Origin of the sequence: Caballeronia eucalypticola (assembly GCF_047608185.1) — a bacterium.
Taxonomy (GTDB): Bacteria; Pseudomonadota; Gammaproteobacteria; order Burkholderiales; family Burkholderiaceae; genus Caballeronia.
Map to the genome: position 1 here is coordinate 33,163 of NZ_JBLKRU010000041.1, position 15,828 is coordinate 48,990.

General features: G+C 58.2%; 13 protein-coding genes and 1 tRNA gene. 5 read left to right on the forward strand and 9 right to left on the reverse strand.

Annotated elements, in window-relative coordinates; translation table 11 throughout:
• Positions 1 to 13 precede the first annotated feature (13 nt).
• Complete coding sequence (locus ACMX25_RS31935; protein ID WP_414953906.1) at positions 14 to 1,051, forward strand: DUF1839 family protein; 1,038 nt, start codon at positions 14 to 16, stop codon at positions 1,049 to 1,051.
• A 1,401-nt stretch (positions 1,052 to 2,452) separates the two neighbouring features.
• A complete protein-coding gene (locus ACMX25_RS31940) occupies positions 2,453 to 3,187 on the forward strand; it encodes a Crp/Fnr family transcriptional regulator (protein WP_047897701.1) in 735 nt (244 codons plus the stop codon).
• 606 nt (positions 3,188 to 3,793) lie between these two features.
• Here the strand turns inward: ACMX25_RS31940 and ACMX25_RS31945 are convergent.
• The 7 genes from ACMX25_RS31945 to rnr all read right to left on the reverse strand — a co-directional run bounded on the left by ACMX25_RS31945 (position 3,794) and on the right by rnr (position 11,439).
• On the reverse strand, positions 3,794 to 4,966 hold the full coding sequence (locus ACMX25_RS31945) for a glycosyltransferase family 4 protein (protein ID WP_414953907.1): 1,173 nt from the start codon (positions 4,964 to 4,966) through the stop codon (positions 3,794 to 3,796).
• Between the two features lie 487 nt (positions 4,967 to 5,453).
• A complete protein-coding gene (locus ACMX25_RS31950) occupies positions 5,454 to 5,690 on the reverse strand; it encodes a hypothetical protein (protein WP_414953908.1) in 237 nt (78 codons plus the stop codon).
• Positions 5,691 to 6,030: 340 nt separating this feature from the next.
• Positions 6,031 to 6,726 (reverse strand): ribose-5-phosphate isomerase RpiA, encoded by a 696-nt coding sequence (gene rpiA / locus ACMX25_RS31955; protein WP_414953909.1) that lies wholly within the window; start codon positions 6,724 to 6,726, stop codon positions 6,031 to 6,033.
• Positions 6,727 to 6,799: 73 nt separating this feature from the next.
• Positions 6,800 to 7,210, reverse strand: a complete 411-nt coding sequence (locus ACMX25_RS31960; protein ID WP_414953910.1) for a SirB2 family protein — start codon at positions 7,208 to 7,210, stop codon at positions 6,800 to 6,802.
• A 15-nt stretch (positions 7,211 to 7,225) separates the two neighbouring features.
• Positions 7,226 to 8,056 (reverse strand): N-acetylmuramoyl-L-alanine amidase, encoded by an 831-nt coding sequence (locus tag ACMX25_RS31965; protein ID WP_414953911.1) that lies wholly within the window; start codon positions 8,054 to 8,056, stop codon positions 7,226 to 7,228.
• Between the two features lie 9 nt (positions 8,057 to 8,065).
• Positions 8,066 to 8,812 carry a 23S rRNA (guanosine(2251)-2'-O)-methyltransferase RlmB gene (gene rlmB, locus ACMX25_RS31970; protein ID WP_299719165.1) on the reverse strand — a complete coding sequence of 249 codons (747 nt, stop codon included), beginning with the start codon at positions 8,810 to 8,812 and terminating at the stop codon, positions 8,066 to 8,068.
• Between the two features lie 113 nt (positions 8,813 to 8,925).
• Positions 8,926 to 11,439 (reverse strand): ribonuclease R, encoded by a 2,514-nt coding sequence (rnr, locus tag ACMX25_RS31975; protein WP_414953912.1) that lies wholly within the window; start codon positions 11,437 to 11,439, stop codon positions 8,926 to 8,928.
• Between the two features lie 316 nt (positions 11,440 to 11,755).
• Between rnr and ACMX25_RS31980 the strand changes: the two genes are divergently transcribed.
• The 3 genes from ACMX25_RS31980 to ACMX25_RS31990 all read left to right on the forward strand — a co-directional run bounded on the left by ACMX25_RS31980 (position 11,756) and on the right by ACMX25_RS31990 (position 14,037).
• Positions 11,756 to 11,840 (forward strand) — tRNA-Leu (locus ACMX25_RS31980).
• On the forward strand, positions 11,831 to 11,998 hold the full coding sequence (locus ACMX25_RS31985; RefSeq protein ID WP_414953913.1) for a hypothetical protein: 168 nt from the start codon (positions 11,831 to 11,833) through the stop codon (positions 11,996 to 11,998). Before ACMX25_RS31980 ends, ACMX25_RS31985 begins: the two co-directional genes overlap by 10 nt.
• A 434-nt stretch (positions 11,999 to 12,432) precedes the next feature.
• Positions 12,433 to 14,037 (forward strand): MFS transporter, encoded by a 1,605-nt coding sequence (locus ACMX25_RS31990; RefSeq protein WP_414953914.1) that lies wholly within the window; start codon positions 12,433 to 12,435, stop codon positions 14,035 to 14,037.
• A gap of 107 nt (positions 14,038 to 14,144) precedes the next feature.
• Here ACMX25_RS31990 and ACMX25_RS31995 read toward each other — a convergent pair whose 3' ends face one another.
• Positions 14,145 to 14,453 carry an H-NS histone family protein gene (locus ACMX25_RS31995; RefSeq protein ID WP_414953915.1) on the reverse strand — a complete coding sequence of 103 codons (309 nt, stop codon included), beginning with the start codon at positions 14,451 to 14,453 and terminating at the stop codon, positions 14,145 to 14,147.
• Between the two features lie 154 nt (positions 14,454 to 14,607).
• Complete coding sequence (locus tag ACMX25_RS32000; protein WP_414953916.1) at positions 14,608 to 15,780, reverse strand: NAD(P)/FAD-dependent oxidoreductase; 1,173 nt, start codon at positions 15,778 to 15,780, stop codon at positions 14,608 to 14,610.
• Between the last annotated feature and the right edge of the window lie 48 nt (positions 15,781 to 15,828).

The window sequence follows — 15,828 nt, forward strand, 5'->3', positions numbered from 1 at the left end:
TCGAGGTACTGTCATGACTGCCGTCCATGGCAGCGGCGCCACGGGTGCAAGCCGCGAGCGCGCCCGGGTCGTGCAATTGCACCCGCTCCACACGCGTGTGCGCAAACACCAGTCGCATTCGCTGCACCAGGGCGAACGGGTCTGGGCGGAAACGAATTGCTACGTGGATCTGTGGATCGAGCTGCTGCACGGCTATGGACTCGATCCACGCGCAGCGCTTGCCTTTACGGTGACGCAAGACTTCGAAGGGGACCAGTTCACGTTCGTCAAGTTTCCGCTGGAGGACCTCGACAAGCTGTACGGTTTGCAGGTCCAGGAACTGGCCATCTACGATTCGCTTGAAGACCGGGTGCGTACGCAGACCCAGCGCGGCCATACGGTTCTGGCTCAAGTCGATGCGTTTTACTTGCCCGATACGCGCGCCACGTCATACCGGAACGAACACACGAAGACGACTATCGGCGTGGATTACATCGATCCGCGCGCGCGCCGGCTTGGTTATTTCCACAACACGGGTTACTTCGTGCTCGACGGCGAGGACTATGAAGGCGTGTTTCGACGGCTGCCGGAACTCGATGGCCGTCCCGAGCTGCTGTTTCCCTACGTGGAGTTCTGCAAGCGCGTCCGGGCGCCGCTGAGCGGCACGGAACTGGCGGAAGCATCGGCGGATCTGCTGGTCGCGCATTTGCAACGGCGTCCGGCGCGCAATCCGATCACGCAATGGCGCGCGGCTTTTCCCGAGCACCTGGAGATGTTGTTCGAGCGCGGCGCCGATCACTTCAACCAGTACACATTCAACGTCATGCGCCAACTCGGCTCGAACTTCGAATTCATGTCGAGATATCTCGTCTGGATGCGCGAGCGCGGTTTCGCTATCCCTGAGTCGATGCCGACGGCCGCGCAACGTATCGCGACCGAGTCGATGGTGATGCAGTTCCGGCTGGTACGGGCCGTTGCCCGCGGCCGGCGCGACCCCTGTCACGAGTGTTTCGATGTACTGGAAGAGTCCTACGCCAAAATCGTGGAGCCGCTTGCGGCGCTGATCAGCTAAGGGCCCGTCATCAATCGCTGGCCTTTGTCATCCGCCGTTACTCGGGCGGACTACATCCCCTGTCGACGAAATCGTCATGAGTGGCCCGGGCCAGTCCTTTGGCGTCCGGCTCGCATTTCGAGAGTTCGTCACCACGCGTACCGAAGGCTATGCCAGGCCACTGCGTTGAGTGCTAATGGACAGCTCGTGGACAGCTCGTCGGATCGCTTTCAGCGCCCGTGCCAAGCACGTTTCATCGTGCGCGATAAGAGACCGGCAAAGTCCAATCTGACACTCCGTCGCCGTGCGCTTTTGATGACCACTGGTATCGACTGGTCCTATGCAGAAAAAGGCCGCGCGGACTACATGCACAGACTTGCAACACTTTGCGAAGCCCGGCTCGACGACACATAACTGCTCGATTTCAATTCGATGTTTGTCGCGCACGATCGCGAACTTCATCGCGATGGTCACAGCACGTTCCACCTCCGCGTTCGCCTTGCAATACGCAAACGCTTGCGAGCTCCGATGTGACACGCTGATGACCGCATACACATGACGACGGGTCTTGCATCTGCGATACCTTGCCCGGAGCCTCAAGGTTCGATTCGCGGTTTTCGTCGAGCAAGCAGCGAAGAAAGTTGCGGGCTGTTAGTGCATGCCAAACGTTTGGCACGCTGAGCTCACGTTGTTGATCCACGCTACCTTTTGATGCTCGACGGGTTCCCTCTTTCACCCGGCCGTGATCGCCATATCCCGCTAGCTGCTCGCCGACGCAACACTTCTCATCCGCCAAAAGGCGAGGTTCGTGCACTCAACGCAACGTTTTCAATACACGGCTCGCGTAACGAAAAGGCCAACCGAAACAAGGCGAGTTGCCTCCCATCAGGCGGTGCAAGCGTGTCAAGCGGTGCTCGAAAGCAACTGCGTTCGCTAGCGCACCAAGTTGATGGAACAGTTCTGAATCAATTATCAAACAACCGATGATTGGTGGCTCAAGCCCCCGGCTCATCAGCTCGCAGGGTCGCTTCGCGCGTTCAGAAAAAACTCAAATGGGCCACCAGCAAGGCATTGCGCAGACAAAAGCATGCGCTGCATCAATCGCATCAATAGTGGCCGTCTAACGACGCCATGTTCAAGAGTGAAACAAAAATATCCATCTGCTGATTTGCGCTCTTCGTGCTTGATACACGACCCCATGATGGCATTGAGAATGCGCATCGCTGGCACGGTCCTCGCTAAATGAGTCTCGCAGCACTGGCATTGTCCAAAACGAATTTAACTAAATGACGATGCCGGACTGCTTACGGGGCTGGTCGCGACACGTTTCGATGGATGCCGTCAGATGCATCCGCGAAACGAATCGCTGACCGGTAAATAACAAGTAAGGCGCAACGCGCAAAGTTACGAGAGAAGAACATCATGCTGACCCTTCAGTCCGACCTGCATGGCAATCATTTGTTGGGTGCGCTTCCCGCACACGAATGGCAAGCCCTCACGCCGCACCTTGAACTGGTTCAACTTCGCACCGACCAATTGCTGTGCGATTCGGGACAACGAATTCATCACGTGTATTTCCCCACCACCGCCATCATCTCGTTGCTGCATACGATGGAAGACGGCGGTTCAGTAGAAATCGCAGCAGTCGGCCGCGAAGGCATGACCGGCGTACCGGTACTGACTGGCGGTGAAACCATGCCGACGCGCGTCCAGGTGCAATGCCCGGGCTTCGCTTATCGCATGAGCGCATCGGCATTGCGTGAACAGTTTGGCCGCTCTGACTTCCTGCGTCGCCTGATGCTTTTGTACATGCAAGCACTCCTCACGCAAGTTGCGCAAACGGCAGCATGCAATCGTCATCACTCGCTCAACAAGCAACTGTGCCGCTGGCTTCTCATCGAAATCGATCGCACCACGTCGAACCAGTTGCAAGTCACGCAACAGTTGATCGCCGACATGCTTGGCGTGCGTCGTGAAGGCGTGACAGAAGCCGCAGGCAAGCTGCATGACGCCGGGCTGATCCATCACAGCCGTGGCTGCATCAAGGTCCTGGATCGTGAAGGCCTGGAGTCGCGTGCATGCGAATGCTACGGCATCGTCAAGCGTGAATTCGACCGGTTGCTGCCGCGCCTGCATCAGGTTGAAGCGGTTCACTGACCGCGGGAAAGGAGCAGGAGCGAAGGAGCCAGAGCATGGCCTCAAGTGTTCGGCGCTTAGTCCCTTTGCAGCCTGCCCAAGCGCAAGACCGTGTCGATCATCGCCGCTAGAGAGTATCCCGGGGTGATCGTCCGATTGCGTTCCCCTTAGCGAAAGGGATGGCGAACACCATTGAGCGATCGCGTACGCAGTCTGTGAGAGATGGACTCTGTTCGACGCTTGGGTCTTCCCGCGAAAAAGCCCATGACAATGGTGCTTGAGAACACATCTGTCTGCCGGCCTCACGCAATGCCGTGCATCCTTGGCTTTCAACAACGCACCTTTCGAGACATCGATCGAAGGGCTTCGCGCTTACCCATGTATGAACCGGCACGCGGTGCTGAACGGCAAGGGACTGTTGTGTACGTTGACGCAGGCTGCAGTGGCGGACGGAGACGGACGAACGCCAAGGCAGTGCAATGGATGGCCGCTATGTGCCTCGGATAGCGATAAAGAAAATAGCCGACTCACGCAGACCGCCAAGACCGAAAGCAGTAACCCAGACCACCACTCCCAAAACCGGCAGCACCCGAATCAGCCCGCCGGCGCGAACGAATAACCGTCGCTCTATATGACCTTGACATACACCGGCGGCATAACGCTTGTCAGCTCGCTTTCCCGGCTAGGACCGGCCTTGGCCATTGCGTTCAATACCTCAACGACAAACCGGCGGCGAAAGTCGGCAGCGCCGAACCGTTCAGCATTCTTGCGGCACGCGGCAATCGTAAAGGCATGCGAGGAATCCTCGAACCGCTCGACGGCATCACACAACGACGCCGATGTCTGAGTCATGAAATGCAAACCCGTCGCGCCGGGAGATCCGAGCGGAACCACCGACTCCAGCGCCCCACCCTTGCCATAAGCAATCACTGGCGTGCCACACGCCTGCGCTTCCACGATGGCAATGCCAAAATCCTCTTCCGCGGCATACACAAAGGCCTTGGCACGCTGCATATGGTCCTTCAAGACATCGAATGACTGATAACCCAAGATGCTCACATTGGGTGTCGCCTTCGAACGTACCAAATCCATCTGCGGTCCATCGCCAATCACTACCAGCTTACGATCGGGCATGGAAGCAAACGCTTCCACGATCATATCGATACGCTTGTAAGGCACCATCCGCGAAGCGGTCAAATAAAAGTCGCCCTTCTCGTTCCCCACCTCGAATGCCTGGACATCAACGGGCGGCGGAATCACAGCCGCTTCTCGTCGGTAGGTCTTCAAGATACGGCGCGCCACGAACTGCGAATTTGCAATCAGGCGGTCGACGCCATTAGCTGAACGCGAATCCCAGTTACGCAGGTAATGCAGCAGCATGCGAGCCGCCCATGATCGCGGTCCATGATCGAGACGCGCTTCACGCAAATACTGATGTTGCAAATCCCACGCATAACGAATGGGTGAATGCACGTAGCTCACATGGGTCTGGTCGGGCCCGACCAGCACACCCTTCGCTACCGCATGCGAACTCGAGAGAACAAGGTCATAACCAGACAAGTCAAATTGTTCGATAGCAAGCGGCATCAGCGGTAAATAACCCCGATACTTTTTCTTTGCGTAGGGAAGCCGCTGAATGAAGGAGGTCTTTACCGGCTTGTTATGAACGATAGAGCGATCTTCGAGGAAGTCTACGAGACTGAAAATATCTGCCTGCGGAAAGCATGCAATCATTTGCTCCAGCACCTTCTCTGCGCCGCCCGTCGTCACCAGCCAGTCGTGAACAATAGCCACTTTCATGATGAAACCCGTTTGCCGCAGCGTTTGCTGCCAATGAAACGAGTTTAGAGATAGTCACTACATGCTTACGTTCGTACGCCCACACAGATCAACCATCGTGTTACGAATATTGAGCGCGGTGCCCGCTTGCCCACGGTTGATGCATTTATCGGCTTCGGTTCGCCGATCGTTTATTCGACTATCCGCGACGCGCTGTTATCGATGCTCATAAAATCCGCAGCCAGCTTATCAATTTCATAAAGGGGCTTTATTCCTGGAGCATTGAAACGAGAACTACATCGCAAGTTCACTTGGCGTCGTCGATAGAAGTGGTCGTGCATGCGTCCACGCGTATGGCGACGTGAAGCTGGCAAAGCATCACTCAGTGCTGATGCTAATGCAAAGACCAAAACACACTCAAAGAAAAAATAAGTAAAACAGTTAAAGATTAGAAACCCCCGATCCATGATATGCCGAGCTCTTTCAATAACCTGCTTACGTGACTGCTTTAACGCTTGCTTAGATTGCGTGGCATGGCGAGTTGAATCTCGTACAGGGCGGCAAGCATAGCCAGGTAAGCACGTTCGCTTTCTGCCTCCTCAAGCGACATTCCCTTGCAGGTCTGCCCGCCCATGATCATGCCAAGGCACAACGCATAGTTGCCTGCGAATGCAGTAGGTGATGGCTCTACGTGCTTGAGCCGCGAGTAAGACGCATCGAGCGTCTTGCGAAGATTGGTTTGCATCGCCGAACTCCCTTTATTGTTTAGACCTTTGACTTCACGCCCACGCATCAGCCGCTATACAATCTATTACGCTTTTTAACGCAGACAGAATGTTCGCGGTCGCGCAATAAGTGGGCTTGGAGCGTGTTGCTCTGGGGACTGGCTTATTTTGACTGACTGCCTGTTCTTCTCGATCAGAGATATCTTACTAACCACATACAACATTGAAGCGCTTTGTTTCGCGCATCCGGGCTTGAGGCCGCGTTCAGATCGCCCTTCCTGGATTGCAGCAAATTGCAAAGCGCAAAAAAAGCGCGGCCAGCCTGGAGCCTCCGCGCAGGGTTAGAGCTTGTCGCAAGCCTTAGCGCTGCGTGTAATCGATCCGTTCCACGCCGCCAGGCGCTCCTAGCAGACATACGTTCGCGCCACGCGCCGCGAACAATCCAACCGTCACCACGCCCGGCCATGCATTGAGCTGCGCTTCAAGCGCGAGCGGATCGTCGATCTTCAACGTCTTCACGTCGATGATCTCATTGCCGTTGTCGGTGATAAACGGCGAACCGTCTTGCGTCACGCGCAGCACCGGAACACCGCCCAATGCCGTGATGCGCCGGCCGATCGCCGTGCGTGCCATCGGCACGACTTCAATGGGCAACGGAAACGTCCCAAGCACCTCGACGCGTTTGCTTGCGTCCGCGATACAGACAAACACGTCCGCCACCGACGCCACGATCTTCTCGCGCGTCAGCGCCCCGCCGCCGCCCTTGATCATCGCGCCATGCGGGTCGATTTCGTCGGCACCATCCACGTACACCGGCAACGATTCGATCTCGTTCAACTCCAGCACCTTGAAACCATGCGCTTCGAGCCGGGCCGTAGAGGCAAGCGAGCTCGATACCGCTCCGCGATACCGCGACTTCGTGCTGGCGATGGCATCGATAAAACAATTCGCCGTCGTGCCCGTACCGACGCCGATCACCGCGCCTTCGGGTACGTTGGCGTGGACATAAGCGGCCGCTTCGGCAGCGACCAGTTGCTTCAGTTCGTCTTGGGTCATGGCGAGGGTGACAGCGCAGAGGGGAAAAGCTCAATTCTAGCCGAGCGCGGCGGCGCAGCGTTTCGGGGCTGTGTCAGCTGCAGCCGTCCACCCAAACGTGCATGAAAAACCCGAGTGGATTATGCGTCCGCGCTACCGATGCAATAAACGCGAACACGATGATTGCCAGCAGGCCGAACACCGCTCGCGCGCCTTTCGTGCGGCCGCGTTTGAGCGCAAACGTACCCAGCACGATATACACGATCAGCCCGACAATCTTCGCCGACAGCCACGCCGCATTCGGCCCAAAGCCGATGATTCCCACCAGCCCGATAGCGCTCAACAGCAGCAACGTATCCACGATATGCGGCACGATCTTCACCGCGCGTTTTTGCAGCAGTGTCGATTCCCTCAGCATCCTGACATAGCGGATGATAAAAGCCAAAATGCTGAGCGCAGCGCAGGTCATATGCACGGAGCGCAGCGGCAAATAGAGATCAGACATGGGCGCGAAGAACCTTTAAGGGAAGTATTTATCGAGCAACGCGGCCGCGATTGCATCGGTTTCTGCATCGGGGTTGCCCGCGTAATCGGCGGGGCGAAAGTGCATCTGGAATGCGGCGATCACACGGCGCGTCTTGTCGTCGAGCACGCCGTCTGTCGCGACGTCATAGCCGTATCGATGGAGTTTTTGCTGCAAGGCAGCCACTTCGACAAGCGACTTGGGATCGCGTCCGGCGAGGCGTTGAGTCACCGTAGCGTCATCCGGCCATGCGCCAATACCGTTGTCGTAAAGCGTGCGCCAGGGGAACGCGGGGCCCGGATCGGTCTTGCGTTGGGGCGCGATGTCGCTATGACCTACCACGCGCGTAGGTGGAATCTTGTAGCGCGTGACAATGTCCTTCGCGAGCTTCACGAGCGCATCGACTTGTGCCGGCGGATACGGTTGCCAGGTGCGTCCCTGCGGTGTATCGATAGGACCCACGTTGACGTTCTCAATGCCGATGGATGCCGCGTTCAGCTCCGTCGTTCCCTGCCATTCGCTTTGGCCCGCATGCCACGCCCGCTCCGATTCCGGTACGAGCTGATAGACGACCGGTTCGCCATTACTCACAGGCGGATTGTCGGGCACGACATAGTGGACGCTGACATCATCGCCCGTCAGGACTGCGAGCGATCTCGCTTCGTTGCCTTGCGTGTAATGCATGACGAGAAAGCGCACACGCGAGTCGGCGCTAGGCGCGTGATATCGCGTATCGGCAATGTAGGCGCCACGATTGATCTCAGTGCTGGAGCACGCCGCGAGCAGCGCGCAGCACACACCGCAAATGACAGCCAAACTGAATCGCATGACGTGCGCTTACTTCTTCTTCACCGACCGTTGCCGCACGGCTTCGAACAAACAAATCCCGCTCGCCACCGACACATTCAGACTTTCGACGCTGCCCGCCATCGGGATCTTCATGATCTCGTCACAGGTCTCGCCGGTGAGACGCCGCATGCCCTCGCCTTCCGCGCCGACAACGATCGCCACCGGACCATCGAGCTTCGTCTCATAGACGCTCGCCGTGGCATCGCCCGATGTGCCGATCACCCACACGCCCGCGTCCTTCAATTCACGCAATGCACGCGCGAGATTCGTCACGGTGATGTACGGCACGGTTTCAGCGGCGCCGCTCGCGACCTTCGCGGCCGTTGCGTTCAATCCGGCCGAACGATCGCGCGGAGCGATCACGGCATGCGCGCCGGCGGCATCGGCTACACGCAAACACGCGCCGAGGTTATGCGGGTCGGTCACGCCGTCCAGCACCAGCAGCAACGGCGTACCGCTGACGCCATCGAGCAGTTCCGCCAGGTTCTGCGCGAGCGGCATGTCGGTCGCCCGCGCGACCACGCCTTGATGGCCGACGTTGCCCGACAGGCCCCACAGGCGCGCTTCGTCGGCGGCGATCAGGCGAATGCCCGCTTCCTTGGCTGTGCGCAGGAAATCCGTCATGCGCCGGTCCTTGCGGGTCGGATCGTAGAGAATTTCTTCGATCGTCGATGCGTCCGCGCGAACCCGTGCGGTCACCGCGTGAAAACCATACAAAACTTTAAGACGTGACATGACTGGACCAGACCGTATTCAAACAAAATAAAATGGAAACGCGGCCCGGTGCGTGATGCATCGGGCCGCGCATTTCAAACTGAGGCGCGTCGCCTTCGTCGCTACCGCGCGCCTCAGCGCTTCTTTCGTGGCGGATGACTCTTGGCCGCCACCTTTGGCGCCGCGCCGCGTTTCTTCGCCACCGCCACGTCCTTGGCGATAGTAGGCGGCAGTGCCGCCGCGGCTGCCTTGCCCATGGCCTGAGCCGCCGCCTTCTTGCCGCCGCGGTCGCGCCGCCGGCTATTCACGCTGCTGCCTTCGTCAGACGGGAACGGCCGCACACGCGGTCCCGCGCCCACGCCCGCACCATTTGCGGTGGAGTGTTCGACGGCAGGCGCCGAGGTCCGTCCTGGCGGCTTGACGGGGGTATCGCGGACCAGCCGGAAGTCGATCTTGCGTGAATCCAGATCAACGCGGCTGACCTGCACGCGCACCCGATCCGACATGCGGTAGCGAATGCCTGTGCGTTCGCCGCGCAGTTCGTTCTTGATCTCGTCGTACTGGAAGTAATCGGCGCCGAGCTCGGTGATATGCACCAGTCCTTCAATAAACAGCGAATCCAGTTGCACGAAGATCCCGAACGTCGTCACGCCGTTCACCATGCCGCCGTATTCTTCGCCGAGCTTGTCGCGCATGAAATAGCACTTGAGCCAGGCTTCCACGTCGCGCGACGCTTCGTCGGCACGGCGTTCATTCGACGAACAATGCAGTCCGAGCTCTTCCCAGATCGCGACATTGTTGCGCTGACGGCTGCGCGATTCGTCATCGGATTTCTGCATGGCCCGTGCGGCCTTCGTCAGGCCCGTGCTGAGCGTGACGTCGTGACCCACTTCGGGCTGATACTTCTTGCCCTGCAGAATGGCGTAGATCGAGCGATGCGTAAGCAAGTCGGGGTATCGGCGAATCGGGCTCGTGAAGTGCGCATACGCTTCGTACGCGAGCCCGAAGTGACCAATGTTGTCAGGACTGTAGACTGCCTGCTGCATGGAACGCAGCACCATGCTCTGCAGCATCTGTGCGTCCGGCCGATCGCGCACCATGGCCATGAGCGCGGCGTAATCGCTTGCATGCGGCTTCTCGCCGCCACCCAGCGACAAGCCCACGCCACGCAGGAACGCGCGCAGGTTTTCGAGCTTTTCGGGCGTCGGCCCGGCATGCACGCGATACAAGCCCGGGTGTTTGTGGCGCTTGAGGAAGTCAGCCGCACAAACGTTCGCGGCCAGCATGCATTCCTCGATCAGCCGATGCGCGTCGTTGCGATGGCGCGGCACGATCTGCTCGATCTTGCCCTGCGCATTGCAGACGATGTACGTCTCGGTCGTATCGAAATCGATCGCACCACGTTTCTGGCGCGCTGCGTGCAGCGACTTATACACGCCGTACAGGTTCTGCAATTGCGGCAACAGGTCGGCGCGCTTCGCTGCTTCCGGACCCTTCGTGTTGGTCAGGACTGAAGCAACTTCCGTGTACGTCAGGCGCGCTGCCGAATGCATCACGGCGGGATAGAACTGGTACGCCTTGATCTCGCCGCGCGCGGTGATCACCATGTCGCATACGAGCACACAACGATCCACGTGCGGATTCAGCGAACACAGGCCATTCGATAACTTCTCCGGCAGCATGGGAATCACGCGCCGCGGAAAATACACCGACGTGCTGCGATCGAGCGCATCGACATCCAGCGCTTCGTTAGGACGCACGTAATGCGAGACGTCGGCAATCGCGACCAACAAACGGAAGCCCGTACCGCGACCGACCGTCATGGGTTCGCAATAGACGGCGTCGTCGAAGTCGCGTGCGTCTTCACCATCGATAGTGACCAGCGGCACATCACGCAAATCCACGCGATGCCGGATATCGACGGGGCGTACTTCGTCCGGCAACTTCGAGGCCTGCTCGAGCGCGCGGTCGCTGAACTCGTGCGGCACGCCGTATTTGCGCACCGCGATTTCGATTTCCATGCCCGGATCGTCAATGTCGCCGATCACTTCCGCCACGCGTCCGAGCGGCTGCGAATGGCGGCTCGGGAAGTCGGTGAGATCGACCGAGACCACTTGCCCCACTTTCGCCTTCTTCGGATTCTGCGTGATCAGGATGTCGTGGCCAATGCGCTTGTCTTCGGGCACGAGGAGCAGCGCGCCGTTCTCGCTGATCAGCCGGCCGATGATGCGTTTATTCGCACGATCCGTGACTTCCACGATATGGCCCTCAGGCCGCCCGCGCCGGTCATACCCGACAATGCGCGCGAGCACGCGGTCGTTGTGCATGACCTTCTGCATCTCGCCGTTGGGCAGGAACAGGTCGTCCTGGCCGTCGTCGCGAATCAGGAAGCCGAAGCCGTCGCGATGGCCTTGAACGCGGCCGGCAACGAAGTTCGAGGGATGCGTGAGTTGGTAATAGCCGCGTTTGTCGAGACGGACCTGGCCGTCGCGCTCCATGGCTCCCAATCGCTTGAAAAATCCTTCGCGCTCCTGGCGCTTGATCGACAGAGCTTCGGCGATGTCGTTCGCAGCGAGCGGCGCTTCGCTCGTGCGCAACACGCCGAGAATTTCTTCGCGGCTCGGAATCGGATACGGATATTTGTTCAAGGGCTTATCGATGATCTCTTCTCGTCTAACTGAATGTCGCGGTTAATGGGGGATTACCCGTCGGCAATCCCATCCCAGCTTTACTTTCCAGCCCCGCCCGGGACTGGATCGGCGCGTTGCCGGGACGTTGCACTTAACGTTGTTCCGGTTCGTTCACGAATAGTTTGCGAACCATTCTAACACCCGCCAACCGGGGCACATCGGCTCGCAAGCCATATGGGTACTGGCTCGGAGCCGTGTTTCAGTTTCGGTCTCAAAATGCTTGACAGCGCGATACGCCCGGCTATAATTGCGTTCTTTGCTGCACACGCACCTTGCCCAGGTGGCGGAATTGGTAGACGCACATGGTTCAGGTCCATGCGCCGCGAGGCGTGGAGGTTCGAGTCCTCTCTTGGGCACCAAGATTCAAATTCGGAGCAATCCGAAGTCGGAAAACCCCGTCAATCCTTGTGATGACGGGGTTTTTTGTTTTTTGCGTGTCGAGGCGCTGCTGTTCGAGTCGGAGTTGGAGATTGCATTGCGCAACGTCGAAACTGCGCTGGAGCGTCGCCCCTCCTGATCGGCCAGAGATTTTTACTTCGCGCGCGTCCGAACCGGGCAAAAACCTGTCTGCTCAAATATCGCCACCCCACGCACGGCGAAAGAAAACTTCCAGAGGCTTTGCCCGCACTCCGACGTTATTGCGATCAAAACGCTGCTTGGGGGACACTCATCTTCCATCCTCGCACAATAACTTAGGAATGCGGATGTATTGAAGCGACGGAAGCGATCAATCCATACCCATCAAAGCAGCCACGACCATCGCCGGCAAAATCAGAGCCTGCAACAGGGTTATTCGCACCCCGCTTTTCATTATTCGCAATTCCCGACAGATGAATTCGCATTGTCTTTCTTTATCCATAACTCAGACACCCCTAGCATTGCCCCATCCTCAGAATCAGGACAGCCCGTTGCGCTCCTCCTGTATCGCATGAACCTAAGGGAATCTTATCGATGCACTCCGCGAATGTTTCCCCAACGGTGCCGCGAACGGCTCGCGCCAAAATCCTTGTTCTCTTTGCGGTGATTTTGGCCTGCATCAGCCTGCCTTTAAGTCTGTCGGCGGGACCTGCCGCTCAAACCTTCATCGGCCGGGACCTTCCGGGCGGGACCGTTGCGCTGTCCTGGATCACCAACGCCTTCATGCTCGCCTGCGGCAGCACGCTGATGGTGGCGGGTGCGCTTGCCGATCACTATGGCCGCAAGAAAATCTTCTTCATCGGCATGTTCGTCATGACGCTCGTTTCGCTTGTGATGCCGCTCGCGCCAAGCGTCTTGTGGCTCGATTTCCTTCGCGTCCCGCATGGCCTTGCGGCTGCTTGTGCCTATGCCGGTGGCGTGTCAATGCTGGCACAGGAATTTGAAGGCGCGGCGCGTGTCAGGATTTTCAGCCTTATCGGCATCGCGTTTGGCGCAGGCCTTGCCTTCGGCCCGACGCTGGCCGGCATTCTGATCGCCCTCTTTAACTGGCATGCGGTCTTCCTCAGCAGCGCGGTGATCAGTTTTATCGCACTGATCTTGTGCATTTTCTACATGACGGACAGCAAGAATCCATCGGCGCATGGTCTCGACTGGGCAGGCGCCGGCACCTTCACCCTCATGCTGACGCTCTTCACCTTTGCAGTGGTCGAAGCCCCGGTGCATGGATGGACTGGCCCGCTTGTCCTGGGACTCTTTTTGGCGAGCGGTGTGGTACTGGTCGTTTTTGTTGTGATCGAGACGAAAGTCTTGAATCCCATGCTTGATCTCAGCCTTTTCCGCTATCCGCGCTTCGTGGGCGCGCAGCTTCTGCCGCTCGCGACTGCATATTCCTATATTGCGTTGCTCGTGATTCTGCCGCTGCGTTTTATCGGGATTGAAGGGCTCAATGCCCTCGATGCCGGGATACTGATGCTGTATTTTTCCGCGCCGCTGCTCATCGTCCCGTTCCTTTCGGCAATGCTCACCCGATTTATTCCGGTTGGCATTCTTTCGGGCATAGGCATGCTCATCTCGGTCGGGGGGCTCTTTCTGCTCGCCCAGGTGCCGCTAGGAGATCATGGCATTTTGATGCGAGTGGATCTGCTTCTGATTGGCCTGGGTGCTGCTATTCCGTGGGGCTTGATGGATAACCTCGCGGTCAGCGTCGTCCCTAGCGATAAAGCCGGAATGGCCGTTGGTATCTTTGGCGCGTTGCGCGTTTCGATCGATAGCACCGCCATGGCCATTGTAGGTTCGTTGCTGGCGTTCTTCGCCCGGCAAACCCTGACTGACATCAGGCCGGATCAGAATCCGGACACCCTGGCGTCAGGCGCGGCGCAACTTGCCGCTGGAACGCTGGCGAAAGCTGGGGCAATCCTTTCGGGTTTCGATCACGCGCACTTGCTGCTCGCCTATGATCTCGCGTTCAAGAAGCTGCTTTGGGTTGCGATTATCCTGACCTTGGGTGCCGCGGTATTGGTATTTGTACTGCTTGGACGTGTTCGCTCAGACCACGGAGAAGTTGCAGGAGAAAAGAAGGACGAGACGCGTCGTGATGTAGCTGCACCGTTAGGACAGGAATCGCCTGCATTGGATTAACGGCATCCTGTACCAATGTTTCGCACCGCCAAAGCAGAGCTGAAGGCCGGCGTCTTTTCGGACGTGGCCTTCGCTGAAACTTCAGTGAAAATCGTCGCTGAAAACTCTCACTGACCCCGAAACAGCGACGGCTGAATCAGGAAATCGTCGCGGTTCTTGTCTGCAATCCATTGCGGCGTCCGTCCCCGGCCGCTCCATGTCGCCCCGGTAGCCGGGTCGCGGTACTTGGCGTTCGGGACCGGCGGGATCAACCGGGCATGAGCCTTGGTACCGATCAGCTCCTGCAGGGAGATTTTATATTCCGTCATTTTCGCGACGATCTCGCGCAGCGCGCGATCTGCTTCCTGCTCCCGCGCCTGCTCCAATTCCCGCTGAAGCGCTTCGCGCTGCGCCAGTAGTTCCTTCAAACCAGGCATTACCGTTTCCATATTTTCCGAAATCAATTAGGTCGAGTTTGACGCGGCCAACGCTGCCTGACCACTGAATATTAACCTCTATGCTGGTCACAATAAAGATTTAGCCGCGACTCGCTTCGTTAATTCGATCCATTGAAATCCGAAACGCATCGCGCTAAACGACGTTCTTTTCAACGATCGGACGGCATTCCAGTACCCGCTCCCAGCTCAGCGACGACAGGTCGAGCGAAGTGTATTTTCCGGACAGGATCAACTCGCTCACGCCACGCCCGGTCGCCGGTCCTTGCTGTAGTCCGTGACCGCTGAAGCCATTTGCGAAGACACAATTCTCGATGTCCGGGTGATAGCCAATAATCGCATTCTGGTCGAGCACGTTGTACTCGTAATAGCCCGACCAGCAGTTTTCAACGCGCAGAGCTTCGAATTCCGGAACACGATGTGCGAGCGTCGGCCAGATGACATCGTCGAAGATCGCGTGGTCGACTTCGTCCAGCGGCAGGTCATCCGGGTCATTATCCGCGGTCGGCGACGTACCGCAAATATAGGTCCTCCCCTCTGGGCGAAAATAGACCCCGGTCGGATCGATCAGCAAAGGGCAGTGTTCCAATCGCGCAGGCGACGACACATTAAAGATGCTCCGCCGCCGCGCAAAAACAGGGATGTCGATACCCAACATTTCCGATACCTTGCGTGCCCAGGCACCCGCTGCATTAACCACCGTATCGCAGGCATAACGCTCGCCATTGCTCGCCACCGCATGCGTGACGCGCCGGCCGTCCCGCACCAGTCCTGTCACGTCCGCCGCCACGTAGCGTGCGCCGAGCGACTGTGCCTTCTTGCGAAGTGCCTGCACAAGGCCATAGCCGTCGAACCACCCTTCTCCGCTCTCGCCAAACGCGCCGGCAACGAGGTCCTCGACATTCAGCCAGGGAAACTTCGCGCGCAACGCGTCTTGCGCCATCAGCGTGATGTCCGCGCCAAGCTTCCTCTGCAACGCGTGGTTTTCACGAAGCGTTGCGTCGCCTGCCTGGCTAGCAAGGAAAAGATAACCTCCTTCGTGAAGATCAATTGCCGGCTTGAACCCGTCGACTTCAAGAATGTCCCCAATACCGCGAAGAAAATCGATGCCGTACAACGACATTTGAATGGAAAGCGGCGTGGAGAATTGCTGCCGGATCGATGCGGCCGACAGTGCCGACGACGACTTCGCATAGCTCGGGTCGCGCTCGATGACGGTCACGTCAACCGTCGGATCCGAAGCACGCAGAAAATAGGCGATGGAACTTCCAATGACCCCGCCGCCAACTATAACGACCTTAGAACTCACGACTCACTCCACATGGTTGTAACCCGACGACTCGCGTTTGCGAGTCGT

Coding starts and splice junctions, on each gene's coding strand:
- ACMX25_RS31995 (WP_414953915.1), bottom strand. CDS start 14,453: ATGCCTGGTTTGAAGGAACTACTGGCGCAGCGCGAAGCGCTTCAGCGG.
- ACMX25_RS31950 (WP_414953908.1), bottom strand. CDS start 5,690: ATGCAAACCAATCTTCGCAAGACGCTCGATGCGTCTTACTCGCGGCTC.
- ACMX25_RS31960 (WP_414953910.1), bottom strand. CDS start 7,210: ATGTCTGATCTCTATTTGCCGCTGCGCTCCGTGCATATGACCTGCGCT.
- ACMX25_RS31935 (WP_414953906.1), top strand. CDS start 14: ATGACTGCCGTCCATGGCAGCGGCGCCACGGGTGCAAGCCGCGAGCGC.
- rpiA (WP_414953909.1), bottom strand. CDS start 6,726: ATGACCCAAGACGAACTGAAGCAACTGGTCGCTGCCGAAGCGGCCGCT.
- ACMX25_RS31940 (WP_047897701.1), top strand. CDS start 2,453: ATGCTGACCCTTCAGTCCGACCTGCATGGCAATCATTTGTTGGGTGCG.
- rlmB (WP_299719165.1), bottom strand. CDS start 8,812: ATGTCACGTCTTAAAGTTTTGTATGGTTTTCACGCGGTGACCGCACGG.
- ACMX25_RS31965 (WP_414953911.1), bottom strand. CDS start 8,056: ATGCGATTCAGTTTGGCTGTCATTTGCGGTGTGTGCTGCGCGCTGCTC.
- ACMX25_RS31990 (WP_414953914.1), top strand. CDS start 12,433: ATGCACTCCGCGAATGTTTCCCCAACGGTGCCGCGAACGGCTCGCGCC.
- ACMX25_RS31945 (WP_414953907.1), bottom strand. CDS start 4,966: ATGAAAGTGGCTATTGTTCACGACTGGCTGGTGACGACGGGCGGCGCA.